Source organism: Stenotrophomonas sp. MYb238 (assembly GCF_009496535.1).
GTDB lineage: Bacteria > Pseudomonadota > Gammaproteobacteria > Xanthomonadales > Xanthomonadaceae > Stenotrophomonas.
On the sequence record NZ_WIDL01000001.1, the window covers coordinates 52143 to 69131 of the forward strand.

Genomic DNA, 16989 nt, shown 5'->3' on the forward strand with positions numbered 1-16989 from the left:
CGCGTAAAAACGCCCGTCGACCGGGCTTGGCTGGGAGATGGGGACCGCCCGGAGGCTTTCAAGGGGGCCGAATGAACTTCAGTACATTCGATCCATCGGGGCCGAAAACCATGGTGCCGGCCGCGCACCCGCATCGCCGGGGAAAAGCGCTTGGCGATCAATAGCCGAGCCTGTCGTCCCTAGAGACAACGGTAGCCCTCCCCAGCAGGACTTGCCGCGCGAACAGATCCCCCAGATCCGAAGGTACCCGCGCCGTTGGATATCAGAGGCAGCCGCGTGACCGGAGCATGGAAGCGCCGGAGCGACCGGCATTGATTTCGGTGCCAGCGCTGCAGACGGGCACAACGCTCGAGCTTTCATCACCGGTTGGCAACGGCCCCGATGCCGCCGACAGCAGAGTGGGATCCAAACAACGGACGCTGCCCGGCGCAGGGCCGCCGGGCCGCCGGGCATACCCGATCAGAGGTACCGGCTCCAATACACCTCTACCTTTCCATTCTCCCCGGATGTGGGAATGGTCGGACATGTTCCTTCCAAGTGACAGGGCTTTATAGTCGGGATATAGCCGGCCGGCAGGTCAGTAAGGTCCAAGGTGGTGGAACCGCCAGCCGCGTGCCCTTGGCTTCCCAGCGAAAGCGCGGTAATGGTGCCATGGATCGTCGTGCTCCCTCCGCTGGTGTACATGTTGCCAGCGAGGACGCTGCCGAAAATCTCGGCCGAACTGCCCAGAGCGATATTGCCTCCCATGTATTGGTTCTGCGCGTTGTAGCTGCCCGCCAGCAGGGCATAGTTGCCAAGCACACCATCGCCCGGCGGTGCATAGGTTCCGGCGACCGTATCGCAGTAATTGGTGGGATAGCGGCCGGGGAACGCGCTGTTGACACAGATCCCGGTCGGGGCGTAGTTCTTGCGCGTACCACCCACCATGCGCATGCCATCGTAGCCTGCGTAATTCATCGCATATACCTTGACGCCGCCACCCATGCTGAAGTTTTCGGTCGCAAGGAAGGTGTTGTAGTAAGTACCGTTGTTGAGATGCAACCCGCCTTCGAACCACATCACTCCCGGCAACGCACTGGTGCCTGCCAACGTCCACTTGCGGCTGGCGGCGTCATAGCTCAGACACGCGTTATAGCTGGAATAACCAGAGCACACCGCACCAGGCGGATCTCTGACCGGCGCCTTGCAGCGTGGCGCCGACGGCGTTGAATTGGCCGCCAGTTCGCTGCACATGAAGTCCTTGTAGCCACGACTCCAGCCGGTTTCCGCATTGTTGTCGTAGTCGCCAATGAAATAAGTACCGTCGGTGATGCCGTTGACCGAGCGCACGGTGACCAGCCGGTAACCGCTGGAGTTCACCTTGAATGCATAGTTCGCATTTTTTTCCTGCGTATAGGCGTTGAATTTGGTTGTATCCAGCACCACCGGCGACACCGGAGAAACTGGCACCTGTACCCCCGGCTGCAGTACCACTCCATTCCATGCAGGCGGATTGCACCCTCCGGTGCCGCCGACGCTTTTTCCCGCCAAACCCGATTCGCTACCGCCGCAGTTGGCGTCATAGAAATGAGCACCGGTGCGAACGCCATCAGCCGTGATGATGGAACCGGAGTTGATCCGTATGCTGCCTTCGGCCTTGGCGGTTCTGGCACCAGCGTTGCCTTGAAGATCAATGGCGTAAGGATTGCCATCGGCATCCAGTGCCACCGAGACACACATGGCTGTGATGCCGTCAGCGCGGTCGCTGCGCCCGATGGCCTGCACATCGCCGAGCATCACACCCCCATTGGCCGTTACCGAACCATTCGCCTTGAGCGTCGCACCTGCGGCGTTGGCACCGCCTTCGACACAGATATTGCCGCGTGCCTGCACAGCCTTGGTGACGGTGACCGAGCCGTCGAACTTGACGTCGCCGTTGGACTCCAGCACTTCGAAGGTGGAACCGCTACTGATCCGGATCGACCCGGTCGCACGGATGATGTCCACGCCGGTGATGGTATTGCCGCCCGTGGTCATGTCGCCATTGACATTGATCTGGTATTTGGCGTCCTTTTCCTTCTTGACGGCGATGCTGCCGGAAAGGTTGAGGTCGTTGTTGAAGGTGATCACGGAGGCAATGGAATCGCCACCTTCGGTACCGGGCGTACCCGTACCGTTGCCAGTTGGGTCGATGCCATACACCACTTCCACGGTGGCCGTGGTCGCAAGCGTGCTGTTGGCCACCGCGCGCCCGGTTACCTGTGCCTTCACCAGCCAGACCGCATTTTCATCCTCCCACCTGACGTCGGTGATCACGCCGTCGATGTCACCGATTCCCTGCATGGTCACCGATCTGCGCTCGGCGCCCTGCCAACTCTCCCAGACCGTGTTGTCCTCCTTGTTGGCCGCAAGCAGGTACTGGCGCAGCGCTTCCACGCCGCGCCATGCGGCCGCCTGCGCGGCGGTGGCCGAATGGGTGGTCAGCTGCTTGGCCTGGGTACCGCGCAGCGAATAGACGGTGGCGGCCACGGTGACCGAGACCGCCAGGCCGACCACCAGCACGATCAGCAGGGTGGCGACGCCGCGCTGGCGGCGCGCCGGTGCGGACGGATGCTTGCGATTCCTTTTCATGGGCAGGTTCCTTGCAGCATCAGGCGGCCGGCGGGGATGCGGAGACCACGGTCAGGTTGGGCAGGCAGACGGAGAAAAGCCGTTCGGTATCGGCCGCGTTCGCCAGCGCCACCCGCTGCGCGGTGGGCGCGGGCGTGCCGGAAAAATCCTGCTGCATGTAGGGAAGGCAGGCGGCGTCTTCCTGCCTGAAGGAAAAGCCCGACAGCGTCGCCCCGCCCTGCTCGTCGGCGTCGAAGGCGATGAGGCTGCCATCGGCCGTGGTGGGCATCAGCGCCATGGGGATGCGTTCGTTGGCATTCCACGAGGCAGTACCCGCGTCGGCGCAGCCGTTCTTCGGCGGCAACCGATACAGCCCGTTGCCATCCACCCACAGGCCGGCGCAGCGGTTGGCGCCGTCGTTGTAGCGCCAGGCCACCTGCTTGCCGTTGTTGGAAATGGCCAGCCGCTGGTTGAGCGGCTCGGTGGGAGCCACGCCGAACCCGGCGGACTGCAGTTCGATCTGCGCCGCCAGCAGGCCGGCCGAAATCTGCCCGTCGCGGCGCGCGGCGACCGAGGCCTCGTTGGAAACGCCGACCATCGTCTTGTACAGGGTCAGCATCGCGGCGATCGTGATCAACGAAATCACCAGCCCGATCATCATGCTGATCAGGCTCTGGCCGCGCTGGCGCGTGCGTGTGGCCTTCATCACTATTGCCTCGACGACAGCTTCAGGGACGCGCCGCTGATGCCCAGGTCGCTGGCGGAAACCTCCAGGTCGACGCGCTGCGGCGCATCGACCGCATGCGTGATCCCGGAGACCGTCACGTTGGCCGCCGCGCTCTCGCACACCACGGTGACGGTCTTGTCGCCGTCGGGCAGCGCGACGGTGACGGTGCGGCCGTCGCACAGGCCTACGCCTTCGCCCTGCAGCTGGCTGCGCAGCTGTTCGACGACCAGGTTCTCGACCTTGGCGTCGCGCTGGCTGCTCAGCACGCGGCCTACCACGTGGGCGAGCCCGGCGCCGATGACGCTGGTGATCAGCACGCCCACCAGCGCTTCGAGCATGATGTCGCCGCGCTGGCGGCGACGGGTATCAGAGCAGATCGACATGGAGCACATCCTGGCTGCTGAAACCGACCGCGATGCGGGTCTTGTCGGCGGCCACGACACAGTCCGAACCCGTCGTGACGCGCTGCCCGCGGTTGTCGAAGGCCACGCAGGACAGGTCGCCCGAGGCGCTGCCCGAGGCGTCGGCCAGCTGGGTAGTGGTGCCGTCGGGCAGCTCGCCGGTCCACAGCGCGACGTTGCTGCCGGCTCCCACCACCTTCAGGGTGTTGCCGCTGCGCTGCAACTCTGCCGACACGCTTCCCTGCACCGCTTCGCCGGGGTTGCGCAGGGCCACCGCGCGCGCCTGCGAGATGCCTTCCCACATCAGGTTGCGTGCCTGCAGCTGCCGGTTGCTGTCCATCCACGACAAGGCGAACGGCGTGCCGGCCGCGGCCAGCACCGCCATCACCGCCAGGGTGACCATCAGTTCGATCAGGGTGAAACCGGCCGCGCGCTTCATCACCAGCCCACCAGGCAGCCTGAATTCGTGGTGGCGCCATCCTGCTTCAGGGTCAGGGTGCAGCCGCTGAGCTTGCCCGCGCCGGTGGCGGTGACGGTGTAGCCCGAACCGCTGGAATTGACCGAAAAGCCGAAATCGGCCGATTTGGCCGCCGGGCTCCAGGCGGGGAACGCCGCCTTGATGGCGGCCACGTCGGCCGGGGTCGCGGTGGGATAGGACAGGGTGCGTTGCCGGTGGTTCTCCAGCGCCGCGGACAGCGCGCGCAGGTCGGCCTGGGCGGTGCGGGTCTTGCCGACCAGCACGTAGTTGCCGTACGCAGGCAGCGCGATGGCTGCCAGGATGGCGAGGATCGCCACCACGACCATGAGTTCGATGAGCGTGAAGCCCTGATGATTCCGCCGGGCCACTGCATTCCCCCTTTGATGGGCCGCCAACAATGAATTGCCAATACCGGCAAATCGCGCGCGTGAATTTCATCACATATCCATCACGCACGCCACCTCACGAAAGAATCGTTGTCAAGATGTGACAACGATGTCAAACAACCATAAGGAATATGGGAAAGCCCCGCGCCGATTTCTGCGAAAATTCCGGCATGGACGCCCGCGACGCCCGCCTGGTCTTCTGCACCTGCCCCGATGCCGCCACCGCCCAGGCACTGGCCCGGCTGCTGGTCGAGCGCCGCCTGGCAGCCTGTGTGAACTTGTTGCCGCCGATGCAGTCTGTGTATCGCTGGCAGGGCCAGGTCGAGCAGGCGGAGGAGGTCCAACTGCTGGCCAAGACCACCGCCGACCGCCTGGAGGCGCTGTCGGCGGCGATCCTCCAGCACCACCCCTATGAATTGCCGGAGATACTGGCGCTTTCCCCGAACGCCGGCCTGCCGGCCTATCTGGACTGGATCCGGGCCCAGACCCGCGAGGACACCTGACTTGAAGATGCTGTTGCGCCGTTTCACCGCCCTGTGCCTGTCCTCCCTCTGCGCCCTTCCCGCCCTGGCCGTCAGCGAAAAGGACCTGCTGCCGGTCGACCAGGCGTTCGCCCTCCACGTCGAGGCGGCGGCGCGCGACCGGATCGAACTGCGCTGGGACATCGCGCCGGGCTATTACCTCTATCGCCACCGCACCAGCGTCAAGGCCGGCCCCGGGTTCAGCGCCGGCACGCTGCAGATGCCCGCGGGCGAGAAGAAGCACGACGAGTTCTTCGGCGACGTCGAGACCTACCACCGCCAGTTGAAGGCCACCCTGCCCGGCAGCGCGGACGCCGGTGCCGGGACGGTGACGCTGGAGGTCCGCTACCAGGGCTGCGCCGATGCCGGCGTGTGTTATCCGCCGCAGAAACGCACGGTCGAGGTGGCGCTGCCCGCCGCTGCCGGCGCAGCCACGCCGGCCGGCGATGCGCCGATGTTCAACCCGCTGGCGCGTACCGACGGCGGCGGCCTGAAGCTGCCCGGCATCGCCGCGACGCAGAGCCTGCCGCTGCCGTCGGAACAGGCGTTCGGCTTCGAGGCGATCGTCGACGACGGCAACCGCCTGCTGCTGCGCTTCTCGCCGGCGCCGGGCTACTACCTGTACCGCGACCGGACCTCGCTGGCGCTGGAAGGCGCGGCCGGCATCCGCACCGGCAAGCCGCAGTGGCCGGCCGGGAAGTCGCACCGCGACGAGCATTTCGGCAACGTGGTGGTGTATTTCGACCAGGTCGACGTGCCGCTGCCGCTGCACCGCGAACGCGCCGACGCCAGCACGGCGACGCTGGTGGCCACCTTCCAGGGCTGCCAGACCGACGGCATCTGCTATCCGCCGATGACCCGGCGGGTCAGGCTGTCGCTGCCGGCCGGCAAGGTCTCGCCCAGCGGCGAGGCCGCGGTCACCCCGCTGGTGATCACGCCGCTGCCCAGCGGCCGCCGGTCCGCCGACCCGCCGGTCGCCGATCCGCCGGCGGCGCAGCCACTGGTGGTCCGCCCCAACGGCAATGAGGAGGGTGCCCTCCCGGCCATGCCCGACGCCTCGGCCGGCAATGCCGGCCGCAGCCAGCCGCCGGCGAACGCCGGCCAGGCCGATTCGCTCGCCTGGATCCTGTTGCTGGCGCTCGCCGGCGGGCTGGTCCTCAACCTGATGCCCTGCGTGCTGCCGGTGCTGTCATTGAAGGTACTGGGGCTGGCGCAGAGCGGCGAGAGCCGCCAGCACGCCCGCCGCCACGCGCTGTGGTACACGCTGGGCGTGCTGGTCGCCTTCGCCGCCATCGGTGCGCTGGTGCTGGCGCTGCGCGCGGCCGGCCAGGCCGCCGGCTGGGGATTCCAGCTGCAGCATCCCTGGTTCATCGCCGCGCTGGCCTACCTGATGTTCGTGGTCGGCCTGAGCCTGTCGGGCGTGTTCACCCTGGGCGGCAACCTGGGCGGCATCGGCCAGTCGCTGGCCAGCCGCCGCGGCGCGGCCGGCGACTTTTTCACCGGCGTGCTCGCCTGCGTGGTCGCCAGCCCCTGCATCGCGCCGTTCATGGGCCCGGCGCTGGGCTATGCGTTCACCGCGCCAGCGACGATGGCGATGCTGGTGTTCCTGGCGCTGGGCCTGGGGCTGGCGCTGCCGTTCCTGCTGATCGGCTTCGTGCCGGCGCTGGCCGGGCGCCTGCCGCGGCCGGGCGCGTGGATGGAAACCTTCAAGCAGGTGCTGGCGTTCCCGATGTACCTGACCGCGATCTGGCTGCTGTGGGTGCTGGGCAAGCAGCGCGGCATCGACGCGATGGCGCTGCTGCTGGCCGGCGCCGCGCTGCTGGCGCTGGGGCTGTGGTGGTTCGAGCGCAGCCGCTGGCACAGCCGCCGCGCCGGCATGGCGCTGGGCGCGCTGCTGGCCCTGCTGGCGCTGGTCCCGGTGTGGGGCGTGACCCGCATGGAACCGCCGGCGCGCGCGGCCAGCGACGGCACGGTCGCCTACTCGCCGGAGATGCTGGACCGGCTGCGCGCGGACAACCGCGTGGTCTTCGTCAACATGACCGCCGACTGGTGCGTGACCTGCAAGGCCAACGAACGCAACGTGCTCGACCGCGACACGTTCCGCGACACCCTCAAGCGCGTGGACGCGGTGTACATGCACGGCGACTGGACCAACGTCGACCCGCAGATCAGCGCCTTCCTGGAGCAGCACAAGGCCGTGGGCGTGCCGCTCTACGTGGTGTACGGGCCCGGCGCCCCGCCGCGCGTGCTGCCGACCGTGCTGACCCAGTCCATCGTCGAGGACGCGCTGCTGCGCGCGGCGCGCTGAGATGCGTGCCGCTTCGTGGTGGGTGGCGGGCATCGCCGCGGCGGCCGGACTGGCCGCCGGCGCCTGGCTGAGCCGCCCGGCCGGCCCGGCGATCCCCGCGATGACCGAACCTTCGACGGCTCCGGTCGCTGCGGCGGCGGCCCCATTGCTCGCGCCGGGCGATCCGATGCCCGCCTTCACCCTGCCCGACCTGGACGGCATGCCGATGCAGTTCCCCGGGCGCTTCCTCGGCCGGCCGCTGCTGATCAACGTCTGGGCCAGCTGGTGCGCGCCCTGCATCGAGGAAATGCCGGAGCTGGCGCGCTTCGCCGCCCGCCATGCCGACGACGGCCCGCAGGTGGTGGGGCTGGCGCTGGATACGCACGAAGCCGTACTCGATTTCCTCGGCAACGTGCCGGTGTATTACCCCATCGTGCTGGAAACGCCCGGCCCGGCCGACGTAAGCGTCAGGCTGGGCAACAGCCAGGGCCTGCTGCCGTACAGCGTGCTGGTCGATGCGCAGGGCCGCGTGGTGAAGCAGAAGCTGGGGCCGTTCAAGGCCGGGGAGATCGAGGAATGGGCGGAACTGGACGACGCCCCGTAAGGATCTACTGCGAACATGCGCGGAAAAGCTCTGACGCCGCCGCAATCCTGTATGTATTCCGCATGCCGCGGGCGCTCCTGGCCTGCGGCGCCCCGCCGCCTAGCCAGGCAGGAAACCGGGAGTGAGAGGCCACCGAGCCCCACAGGCCCAACCGGGGCGCCACTTTCAAACAATCGATTAAAACGACGTCAATTTCGCCGAACTGGACAGCATTCCCCGGTTCGCTCACACTGCCGCCCTTTCCCGCCCACAGCTGGCACATGGCGAAACTGCTGGTCCTCCACGGCCCCAATCTGAACCTGCTCGGCACGCGCGAGCCGGAGGTCTATGGGCACACCACGCTGGCCGACATCGACGCGGCGCTGGCGCGGCAGGCCGAGGCGGCCGGGCACGCGCTGGAGAGCCTGCAGTCCAATGCCGAGCACGTGCTGGTGGACCGGGTGCAGGCCGCCCGCGACGACGGTACCGCCTTCATCCTGGTCAACCCGGCCGCCTTCACCCATACCTCGGTCGCGCTGCGCGACGCGCTGGCCGCTGTGGCTCTCCCGTTCATCGAGATCCACCTGTCCAATCCGCACGCCCGCGAACCCTTCCGCCAGCACAGCTATTTCAGCGACAAGGCGGCCGGTGTCATCTGCGGCTTCGGCGCGGACAGCTACCGTTACGCCATGGACGCCGCGCTGCAGCGGCTCTGACTCCCCATTCCCCGGCGGCGGGCGCGAACGCGCCGTCGCCGCCAACACCCAAGAGGCATCCTATGGACCTGCGCAAAATCAAGAAGCTGATCGACCTGCTGGAAGAGTCGAACCTGGCCGAGATCGAGATCAAGGAAGGCGAGGAATCCGTGCGCCTGTCGCGTACCCCGGTCGGCGGCTACGCGCCTGCGCAGATGGTCGCCGCCCCGGTCCACGTCGCCGCCCCGGCGCCGGTGGCCGCCCCGTCCATGCCGATGAGCTCGCCGACCGAAGCCTCCACCGGCGGCACCGCCAAGCCGGGCAACGCCCTGCCGGACGGCCACGTGCAGCGCGCGCCGATGGTCGGCACCTACTATGCGTCGCCGTCGCCGGACAAGCCGGCCTTCGTCAGCGTCGGCCAGCAGGTCAAGGCCGGCGAGACGCTGGCGATCATCGAGGCGATGAAGATGTTCAACCCGATCGAGGCCGAGGTATCCGGCACCGTGGTCGCCATCCTCGGCGAAAGCGGCAACCCGGTGGAGTTCGACCAGCCGCTGTTCGTGATCGCCTGAGGCGCCGGCCATGCTCGACAAGGTCGTAATCGCCAACCGGGGTGAAATCGCGCTGCGCATCCTGCGCGCGTGCCACACCCTCGGCATTCGCACGGTCGCGGTGCATTCCACCGTCGACCGCAACCTCAAGCACGTGGCCATGGCCGACGAGTCGGTGTGCATCGGCCCGGCGCCGTCGTCGGAGAGCTATCTCAACATCCCGGCGCTGATCGCCGCGGCCGAGGTCACCGACGCCCAGGCCATCCACCCCGGCTACGGCTTCCTCTCCGAGAACGCCGATTTCGCCGAGCGCGTGGAGCAGTCCGGCTTCATCTTCATCGGCCCGAAGGCCGACACCATCCGCCTGATGGGCGACAAGGTCGAAGCGATCCGCGCGATGAAGGCCGCCGGCGTGCCGTGCGTGCCCGGCTCGGGCGGCCCGCTGGGCGACGATGCGGCCACCAACGTCAAGATCGCCCGCGAGATCGGCTACCCGGTCATCGTCAAGGCGGCCGGCGGCGGCGGCGGCCGCGGCATGCGTGTGGTCCACACCGAGGGCGCGCTGGTCAACGCCATCGCCACCACCAAGCAGGAAGCCAAGGCCGCGTTCGGCAACGACATGGTCTACATGGAGAAGTTCCTGGAGAACCCGCGCCACGTGGAAATCCAGGTGCTGGCCGACGGCCAGGGCAACGCCATCCACCTGGGCGAGCGCGACTGCTCGATGCAGCGCCGCCACCAGAAGGTGGTGGAGGAAGCGCCGGCGCCGGGCATCACCCCGGAGTTGCGCGAGGAGATCGGCAAGGTCTGCGTGGAAGCCTGCATCCGCATCGGCTACCGCGGCGCCGGCACCTTCGAGTTCCTGTTCGAGAACGGCCGCTTCTACTTCATCGAGATGAACACCCGCATCCAGGTGGAGCACCCGGTGACCGAGATGGTCACCGGCATCGACCTGGTGGCCGAGCAGCTGAAGATCGCCGCCGGGCACAAGCTGTCGATCAAGCAGAGCGACATCAAGCTCAACGGCCACGCCATCGAGTGCCGCATCAACGCCGAGGACCCGGAAACGTTCTTCCCGTGCCCGGGCACGATCACCGGCTTCTATCCGCCGGGCGGTCCGGGCGTGCGCGTGGACACGCACATCTATGGCGGCTACCGCGTGCCGGCCAACTACGACTCGATGATCGGCAAGCTGATCGTGCACGGATCGGACCGCGACACCGCCATCGCCCGCATGCGGGTGGCGCTGAGCGAGATGGTGGTGGACGGGATCAAGACGAACATCCCGTTGCAGCAGCGCATCATGCGCGACAAGGGCTTCCAGGGCGGCGGGCAGAACATCCACTACCTGGAAAAGCGCCTGGCCGAACGCAAGAACCAGTCGATCGCGCTGACCTGAGCGATACAACCGGTGCGGTGATGGAAGAAGGCGGGGCAACCCGCCTTCTTCCGTTCCGGCACCCGTAGGAGCGGCTTCAGCCGCGATGGGGCTTCCCCACGAATTTTCGGGAAAGCTCCATCGCGGCTGAAGCCGCTCCTACGCGCTCACCCAGCGGGGCACCGCGCGCATTCGGCCGCCGCCTCGACTAGGATGCCCGCTTCCGTTCCGTTGTCGCCGTCATCCCCATGCCTTTCCTCGAACTCACCCTGCGCTGCACCGAAGCCACCCAACCCCGCTACGAAAACGCCCTGGAGGACGTCGGCGCGCTGGCGGTGACGATGCTCGACGCCGATGCCGACACCAGCAACGAACGCGCGATCCTGGAGCCGGGCGTGGGGCAGACCCCGCTGTGGAACGAACTGGTGCTGACCGCGCTGTTTCCGGCCGAGACCAACGCGCTGGCGCTGCTGGCCGCGCTGGAATCCTTCGACGCCGGCCTGGACTGGAGCAGCGCCGGCTTCCGCGCGGTCGAGGACGAGGACTGGGAACGCGCCTGGCTGGACCAGTTCCAGCCCATGCGGTTCGGCCAGCGCACCTGGATCGTGCCGTGGAACCATGAGCTGCCCGACGCGGCGCAGGCGGCCGACGCCGCCGTGGTGCGGCTGGATCCCGGGCTGGCGTTCGGCTCGGGCACCCACCCGACCACCGCGCTGTGCCTGCGCTGGCTCGACCAGCTGGCCGCCGACGGCGAACTGGCCGGCCGCAGCGTGCTCGATTTCGGCTGCGGCTCGGGCATCCTCGCGCTGGCCGCGCTGAAGCTCGGCGCCGCCGCCGCGGTGGGCGTGGACAACGACCCGCAGGCGCTGACCGCCACCGCCGACAATGGCGAGCGCAACGGCGTGCGCATCGCCGCGTACCTGCCCGGGGACGAACCGGCCGCCACCTATCCGGTCGTGGTCGCCAACATCCTTGCCTCGGCGCTGGACGCGCTGGCCGAACTGCTGGCCGCGCGCGTCGCGCCGGGCGGCCGCATCGCCCTGTCCGGCATCCTGCATGGCCAGGAAGGCGAACTGCTGGAACGCTACGCGCCTTGGTTCGAGCGGCTGGAAGCCGTGCAGGACGGCGACTGGATGCGCATCACCGGCGTTCGCCGTGCTTGAATGACGGCAGCGTCCCCGACCGCCCCGCCATGAGCGAAGAAACCACGCCGCCCCGTCCCTCGTTGGCCACGCTCCTGCGGAGCGGGGCGACGCCGCGGTCCACGGAGCCGGCAGCCGCGGAAGCCGACGCCGACGCCGACGCCGGTGCGGAGACTCCGGCAACTGAAGCACCTCCCGCGATCGCGGAGGCACGGGATGAATCACCGGACAACGTCGGCGACGGCGCGCCGGTGGAACAGGACGAGGACGTCGCGCGGCAGGGAGGCGGCATCGCGCCGAGCTTCCTGCGGCATCCGTCGACGGCGGCCGCTCCCGCACGCCGCACGCCGCGCTGGCAATGGCTGCTGCTGGCCGCGCTGGCGCTGCTGCTCGCCGTCCAGGTGGTGGTCGCCGACCGCGCCGCGCTCGCGGCGCGTGCCGGCTGGCGGCCGGTCGTGGCCGGGCTGTGCGCGGTCCTGCGCTGCAGCGTGCCGGCCTGGCACCAGCCCGAGGCGTACACCATGCTGCAGCGCGAAGTGCGGCCGCTGGCCGGTCGCCAGGGCGTGCTGCAGGTCCAGGCCAGCTTCCGCAACGACGCACGCTGGGCGCAGGCCTGGCCGGCGCTGGCGCTGGCGCTGTCCGATGCCGACGGCCGCGTGATCGGGCGCCGCCTGCTGCAACCGCGCGACTACCTGGGCGCCGCGCACGACCCGGCGCAGCGGCTGGAACCGGGCCAGAGCGCGCAGGTCGCGTTCCTGCTGCGCGAACCCTCGGCGGCCACGGTGGCCTATACCTTCGAGTTCCGCTGACCGTACCGACCGGCATGGCAGCCCCCTCGCCCACGCGCTAGACTCCCCTCCCCACGCCGGGCGCGCCGCGCCGGCTCCGCTGAATCCGGGAACTCCCTTGAACGCTGCCCCCCCCCGTCCTGACAGCAGTCGTGGCGCTCCGAAGCCGCCGCTGCGCGAACATGTCGCCCAGTCCGTACGGCGCTACCTGCGCGACCTGGACGGCTGCGAGGCCGACGATGTGTACGAGATCGTCCTGCGCGAGATGGAAATCCCGCTGTTCGTGGAAGTGCTCAACCACTGCGAAGGCAACCAGAGCCGCGCCGCCGCACTGCTCGGCATCCACCGCGCCACCCTGCGCAAGAAGCTCAAGGAATACGGGCTGGCCTGAGGCCAGTACCGCTGCCTTGCGTAGGAGCGGCTTCAGCCGCGAAGAGGCCTTCCCGGTAAAGCGCCATCGCGGCTGAAGCCGCTCCTACGCAAGGCAGGGGACGCCGCGGCGAAAGGCAGTCGCGCCGCGAGCGCCGGCGGGGGCCGCTACAATACCGGCCCGCTTCCGCTTCCCCTGCCCCCCAATGTCCGCTGATCTGCTGCCCGTGCGCCGGGCCCTGCTGTCCGTTTCCGACAAGACCGGCCTGGTCGATCTGGCCCGCGCGCTGGCCGCCCGCAACGTCGAACTGCTGTCCACCGGCGGCACCGCCAAGGCGATCCGCGAGGCCGGCCTGCCGGTCAGGGACGTGTCCGACGTCACCGGCTTCCCGGAAATGATGGACGGCCGGGTCAAGACCCTGCACCCGATGGTGCACGGCGGCCTGCTCGGCCGCGCCGGCACCGACGATGCGGTGATGGCCGAACACGGCATCGCGCCGATCGACCTGCTGGTGCTGAACCTGTATCCGTTCGAGTCGGTCACCGCCAGGGCCGACTGCACGCTCGCCGACGCAGTGGAGAACATCGACATCGGCGGCCCGGCCATGCTGCGCAGCGCCGCCAAGAACTTCGCCCGCGTCGCCGTGGCCACCAGCCCGGACCAGTACGACGCGCTGCTGGCCGAACTGGCCGCCAACGACGGCCAGCTCTCGGCCGCCAAGCGTTTCGAACTGTCGGTGGCCGCGTTCAACCGCGTCGCCCAGTACGACGCGGCGATCAGCAACTACCTGTCGGCCGTCACCGACACCAGCGCCGCGGTGCCGGTGCGCGACGAGTACCCGGCGCAGATGAATTCGTCCTTCATCAAGGTCATGGACCTGCGCTACGGCGAGAACCCGCACCAGAGCGGCGTGTTCTACCGCGACCTGTACCCGGTGCCGGGCACGCTGGCCACCTTCGTGCAGCTGCAGGGCAAGGAACTGAGCTACAACAACCTGGCCGACGCCGACGCCGCGTGGGAATGCGTGCGCCAGTTCGAGGTGCCGGCCTGCGTCATCGTCAAGCACGCCAACCCCTGCGGCGTGGCCGTGGCCGCCGATGTCGGCGCTGCCTACGAGCTGGCCTACAACACCGACCCGACCAGCGCCTTCGGCGGCATCCTCGCCTTCAACCGCACGCTGGACGCGGCCACCGCCAGGACCATCCTCGACCGCCAGTTCGTCGAGGTGCTGATCGCCCCGGACTACGAGCCGGCCGCGCTGGAATACGCCACCAGGAAGGCCAACGTGCGCGTGCTGCGCATCCCGGCCGGCGACGCGCGCAACAACTACGACACCAAGCGCATCGGTTCGGGCCTGCTGATCCAGAGCGCCGACAACCGCGGCATGACCGCCGACGAGCTGAAGACGGTCACGCAGCGCACGCCGACCGCAGCCGAGCTGCGCGACCTGCTGTTCGCCTGGCGCGTGGCCAAGTACGTCAAGTCCAACGCCATCGTCTATGCCAGGGACGAACGCACCATCGGCGTCGGCGCCGGCCAGATGAGCCGCGTGTATTCGGCGCGCATCGCCGGCATCAAGGCCGCCGATGCCGGCCTGGTGGTGCCGGGTTCGGTGATGGCATCGGATGCGTTCTTCCCGTTCCGCGACGGCCTGGATGCCGCCGCCGAAGCCGGCATCACCGCGGTGATCCAGCCGGGCGGTTCGATGCGCGATGCCGAGGTGATCGCCGCGGCCGACGAGCACGGCATCGCCATGGTGTTCACCGGCGTGCGCCACTTCCGCCACTGAGGCCGCAGCGGATGAAGCACATCCTCCTCGCCCTCCTGCTGCTGGTCCTTCCCGTTGTCGCCGGTGCGGAAACGCTGCGCAGCGAGGCCGACACCCTGGCGTTGTCGCGCAAGATGATGGACGTGGCCATGACCCAGCCGCCGGGTGCCGCGTTCGCCGTGCTCAAGCCCTACTGGCCGATGGACCCGGCCGAGATCGACGGGCAGACCAGCAATGCGGGCATACAGTGGCAGGTGATCGAAGCCCGTTTCGGCAAGCCGCTGGGCTACGAGCTGGTCAAGACCGAGCGCATCGGCCAGTCGTTCGTGCGCTACGTCTACCTGCAGAAGTTCGAGAAGCACGCGCTGCGCTGGCGCGTGAGCTTCTACCGCCCGCGCGATGCCTGGATGACGAACAATTTTGCGTTCGACGACCAGCTCGAATCGCTCTACGTCGAGCACTGAGCATGCGGCCACGGCATCGATCCCTGCAGGCAGGACTGCCCACCATCGCCGCGGCCGCGCCATCGCTGCGTCCGGCCCTGCGCGCGCTTGCCGCTGCCCTGCTGGCGGCGCTGCTGGCCGCCTGCGGCAAGGGCAATCTGGACGATGCGCAGCAGCAGGCCATCGCCACGCTCGGCAAGCAGTTGCCGGCGCCCTACCGCGACGGACTGGTGGTCGAATCGGTACACCGCCACGGCGGCGACCTGGTGCTGGTGATCCGCTCCCCGGACATCACCCGGGCCATGGCCAATGCCAGGCCCGAGGTATTCGACGCGCTGCGCGACGACGAGCAGCAGGCGATGCGCGAGCTGTGCGAAGACCCCGCGCTGGCGCCCGTCTACGCCACCGGTGGCGGCGTGCGCCGCCGCTTCGTCGACGCCGATGGTGCGATGTTCTTCGAGGCCACGCTGAAGGCCTCCGACTGTTCTTCCCCTTGAATGCCCCACAGGAACTGACCCCATGAAGATCCTCGTCATCGGCTCCGGCGGCCGCGAACATGCCCTGGCCTGGAAGCTGGCCCAGTCCCCGCGCGTGGACGAAGTGATCGTCGCGCCGGGCAATGCCGGCACCGCGACCGAAAGCCGGTGCCGCAACGTGGCGGTCAAGGTCACCGACATCGCCGGCCTGCTCAAGCTGGCGCAGGACGAGGCCGTGGGCCTGACCGTGGTCGGCCCGGAAGTGCCGCTGGTGGCCGGCGTGGTCGATGCGTTCCGCGCCGCCGGCCTGCGCATCTTCGGGCCGACCGCCGCCGCCGCGCAGCTGGAAGGCAGCAAGGCCTTCGCCAAGGACTTCCTCGCCCGCCACGGCATCCCCACCGCGTTCTACGCCGTGCATACCGAAGTCGATGCCGCGCTGGCGTACCTGCACGAGAAGGGCGCGCCCATCGTGATCAAGGCCGACGGCCTGGCCGCCGGCAAGGGCGTGATCGTGGCGATGACGCTGGACGAAGCCGAAGCGGCGGTACGCGACATGCTCGGCGGCAACGCCTTCGGCGATGCCGGCGCGCGCGTGGTGATCGAGGAGTTCCTGGAAGGCGAGGAAGCCAGCTTCATCTCGATGGTCGACGGCCGCGTCGCGCTGCCGATGGCCACCAGCCAGGACCACAAGCGCGTGGGCGACGGCGACACCGGCCCGAACACCGGCGGCATGGGGGCGTACTCGCCGGCGCCGGTGGTGACGCCGGACGTGCACGCACGGGTGATGCGCGAGGTGGTCGAGCCGACAGTGGCCGGCATGATCGCCGACGGCATGCCGTTCACCGGCTTCCTCTATGCGGGCCTGATGATCGACGCCAGCGGCGCGCCGAAGGTGATCGAATTCAACGTGCGCTTCGGCGACCCGGAAACCCAGCCGGTGATGCTGCGCCTGCAGTCGGACCTGGTCGACCTGGTGGAAGCCGCGATCGACGGCGCGCTGGCCGGCGTCGAGGCGCAGTGGGACCCGCGCCCGTCGCTGGGCGTGGTGATGGCCGCCAGGCCGTACCCGGAAACGCCGGTCACCGGCGACGTCATCGGCGGACTGGCCGAGGTGCCGGCCCGCGCCAAGGTGTTCCATGCCGGCACCGCGCTGGACCCCGCCGGCAACGTGGTCAGCGCCGGCGGCCGCGTGCTGTGCGTGGCCGCGCTGGGCGACAGCGTCTCCGATGCGCAGCGGCACGCCTATGCCGGCGTGGCGAAGATCCACTGGGCCCACGAGTTCCACCGCAGCGACATCGGCTGGCGCGCCATCGCCCGCGAGCAGCAGTAAGCGCAAGCCACCACACACCGCAGGAGCGGCTTCAGCCGCGAAGGGGCCTTGTCGGTAAAGCCCCTTTCGCGGCTGA

General features: G+C 68.8%; 18 protein-coding genes. 13 read left to right on the top strand and 5 right to left on the bottom strand.

From position 1 onward, the window contains the following. Window positions 1-459: 459 nt before the first annotated feature. Genes CQ393_RS00280 through CQ393_RS00300 form a run of 5 tightly spaced genes read right to left on the bottom strand, consistent with a single transcriptional unit; the run spans window position 460 to window position 4563 of the window. The gene (locus tag CQ393_RS00280; protein ID WP_153189629.1) at window positions 460-2610 is read right to left on the bottom strand and encodes a hypothetical protein; all 2151 of its coding nucleotides are present in this window, start codon (window positions 2608-2610) and stop codon (window positions 460-462) included. 19 nt (window positions 2611-2629) lie between these two features. Continuing rightward, window positions 2630-3295, bottom strand: a complete 666-nt coding sequence (locus CQ393_RS00285) for a prepilin-type N-terminal cleavage/methylation domain-containing protein (protein WP_153189630.1) — start codon at window positions 3293-3295, stop codon at window positions 2630-2632. Window positions 3296-3297: 2 nt separating this feature from the next. Further along, a complete protein-coding gene (locus CQ393_RS00290) occupies window positions 3298-3699 on the bottom strand; it encodes a hypothetical protein (protein ID WP_153189631.1) in 402 nt (133 codons plus the stop codon). Further along, window positions 3683-4156, bottom strand: a complete 474-nt coding sequence (locus CQ393_RS00295) for a prepilin-type N-terminal cleavage/methylation domain-containing protein (protein ID WP_153189632.1) — start codon at window positions 4154-4156, stop codon at window positions 3683-3685. The genes CQ393_RS00290 and CQ393_RS00295 overlap by 17 nt, the downstream gene beginning before the upstream one ends. Further along, the gene (locus CQ393_RS00300; RefSeq protein WP_343199421.1) at window positions 4156-4563 is read right to left on the bottom strand and encodes a prepilin-type N-terminal cleavage/methylation domain-containing protein; all 408 of its coding nucleotides are present in this window, start codon (window positions 4561-4563) and stop codon (window positions 4156-4158) included. Before CQ393_RS00300 ends, CQ393_RS00295 begins: the two co-directional genes overlap by 1 nt. Before the next feature lie 188 nt (window positions 4564-4751). On the opposite strand from CQ393_RS00300, the gene cutA reads away from it, so the two are divergent. From cutA to purD, 13 genes are all read left to right on the top strand, one after another. Further along, window positions 4752-5084 carry a divalent-cation tolerance protein CutA gene (gene cutA, locus CQ393_RS00305; protein ID WP_153189634.1) on the top strand — a complete coding sequence of 111 codons (333 nt, stop codon included), beginning with the start codon at window positions 4752-4754 and terminating at the stop codon, window positions 5082-5084. A 7-nt stretch (window positions 5085-5091) separates the two neighbouring features. Beyond that, window positions 5092-7410 (top strand): protein-disulfide reductase DsbD, encoded by a 2319-nt coding sequence (locus CQ393_RS00310; protein WP_153189819.1) that lies wholly within the window; start codon window positions 5092-5094, stop codon window positions 7408-7410. Between the two features lies 1 nt (window position 7411). After that, window positions 7412-7993, top strand: a complete 582-nt coding sequence (locus tag CQ393_RS00315; protein ID WP_153189635.1) for a TlpA disulfide reductase family protein — start codon at window positions 7412-7414, stop codon at window positions 7991-7993. A gap of 260 nt (window positions 7994-8253) precedes the next feature. Then, a complete protein-coding gene (gene aroQ / locus CQ393_RS00320; protein ID WP_153189636.1) occupies window positions 8254-8688 on the top strand; it encodes a type II 3-dehydroquinate dehydratase in 435 nt (144 codons plus the stop codon). Window positions 8689-8750: 62 nt separating this feature from the next. Further along, complete coding sequence (gene accB, locus CQ393_RS00325) at window positions 8751-9239, top strand: acetyl-CoA carboxylase biotin carboxyl carrier protein (RefSeq protein WP_153189637.1); 489 nt, start codon at window positions 8751-8753, stop codon at window positions 9237-9239. 10 nt (window positions 9240-9249) lie between these two features. Continuing rightward, a complete protein-coding gene (gene accC, locus CQ393_RS00330; protein ID WP_153189638.1) occupies window positions 9250-10617 on the top strand; it encodes an acetyl-CoA carboxylase biotin carboxylase subunit in 1368 nt (455 codons plus the stop codon). 227 nt (window positions 10618-10844) lie between these two features. Next, on the top strand, window positions 10845-11759 hold the full coding sequence (prmA, locus tag CQ393_RS00335) for a 50S ribosomal protein L11 methyltransferase (RefSeq protein ID WP_153189639.1): 915 nt from the start codon (window positions 10845-10847) through the stop codon (window positions 11757-11759). A 29-nt stretch (window positions 11760-11788) separates the two neighbouring features. Continuing rightward, window positions 11789-12547 (top strand): DUF3426 domain-containing protein, encoded by a 759-nt coding sequence (locus CQ393_RS00340; protein ID WP_153189640.1) that lies wholly within the window; start codon window positions 11789-11791, stop codon window positions 12545-12547. A gap of 97 nt (window positions 12548-12644) precedes the next feature. Then, window positions 12645-12917, top strand: a complete 273-nt coding sequence (fis, locus tag CQ393_RS00345) for a DNA-binding transcriptional regulator Fis (protein WP_153189641.1) — start codon at window positions 12645-12647, stop codon at window positions 12915-12917. Between the two features lie 184 nt (window positions 12918-13101). Then, a complete protein-coding gene (gene purH / locus CQ393_RS00350) occupies window positions 13102-14685 on the top strand; it encodes a bifunctional phosphoribosylaminoimidazolecarboxamide formyltransferase/IMP cyclohydrolase (protein ID WP_153189642.1) in 1584 nt (527 codons plus the stop codon). Window positions 14686-14696: 11 nt separating this feature from the next. Next, window positions 14697-15128 (top strand): hypothetical protein, encoded by a 432-nt coding sequence (locus tag CQ393_RS00355; protein ID WP_153189643.1) that lies wholly within the window; start codon window positions 14697-14699, stop codon window positions 15126-15128. A 2-nt stretch (window positions 15129-15130) separates the two neighbouring features. After that, window positions 15131-15604: a hypothetical protein gene (locus tag CQ393_RS00360; protein ID WP_153189644.1), complete on the top strand. Its 474-nt coding sequence runs from the start codon at window positions 15131-15133 to the stop codon at window positions 15602-15604. Window positions 15605-15626: 22 nt separating this feature from the next. After that, entirely contained in the window at window positions 15627-16913 is a 1287-nt protein-coding gene (gene purD / locus CQ393_RS00365; protein WP_153189645.1) for a phosphoribosylamine--glycine ligase, read from the top strand. Window positions 16914-16989: the final 76 nt, after the last annotated feature.

Coding starts and splice junctions, on each gene's coding strand:
- CQ393_RS00280 (WP_153189629.1), bottom strand. CDS start 2,610: ATGAAAAGGAATCGCAAGCATCCGTCCGCACCGGCGCGCCGCCAGCGC.
- CQ393_RS00285 (WP_153189630.1), bottom strand. CDS start 3,295: ATGAAGGCCACACGCACGCGCCAGCGCGGCCAGAGCCTGATCAGCATG.
- CQ393_RS00290 (WP_153189631.1), bottom strand. CDS start 3,699: ATGTCGATCTGCTCTGATACCCGTCGCCGCCAGCGCGGCGACATCATG.
- CQ393_RS00295 (WP_153189632.1), bottom strand. CDS start 4,156: ATGAAGCGCGCGGCCGGTTTCACCCTGATCGAACTGATGGTCACCCTG.
- cutA (WP_153189634.1), top strand. CDS start 4,752: ATGGACGCCCGCGACGCCCGCCTGGTCTTCTGCACCTGCCCCGATGCC.
- CQ393_RS00310 (WP_153189819.1), top strand. CDS start 5,092: ATGCTGTTGCGCCGTTTCACCGCCCTGTGCCTGTCCTCCCTCTGCGCC.
- CQ393_RS00315 (WP_153189635.1), top strand. CDS start 7,412: ATGCGTGCCGCTTCGTGGTGGGTGGCGGGCATCGCCGCGGCGGCCGGA.
- aroQ (WP_153189636.1), top strand. CDS start 8,254: ATGGCGAAACTGCTGGTCCTCCACGGCCCCAATCTGAACCTGCTCGGC.
- accB (WP_153189637.1), top strand. CDS start 8,751: ATGGACCTGCGCAAAATCAAGAAGCTGATCGACCTGCTGGAAGAGTCG.
- accC (WP_153189638.1), top strand. CDS start 9,250: ATGCTCGACAAGGTCGTAATCGCCAACCGGGGTGAAATCGCGCTGCGC.
- prmA (WP_153189639.1), top strand. CDS start 10,845: ATGCCTTTCCTCGAACTCACCCTGCGCTGCACCGAAGCCACCCAACCC.
- CQ393_RS00340 (WP_153189640.1), top strand. CDS start 11,789: ATGAGCGAAGAAACCACGCCGCCCCGTCCCTCGTTGGCCACGCTCCTG.
- purH (WP_153189642.1), top strand. CDS start 13,102: ATGTCCGCTGATCTGCTGCCCGTGCGCCGGGCCCTGCTGTCCGTTTCC.
- CQ393_RS00355 (WP_153189643.1), top strand. CDS start 14,697: ATGAAGCACATCCTCCTCGCCCTCCTGCTGCTGGTCCTTCCCGTTGTC.
- CQ393_RS00360 (WP_153189644.1), top strand. CDS start 15,131: ATGCGGCCACGGCATCGATCCCTGCAGGCAGGACTGCCCACCATCGCC.
- purD (WP_153189645.1), top strand. CDS start 15,627: ATGAAGATCCTCGTCATCGGCTCCGGCGGCCGCGAACATGCCCTGGCC.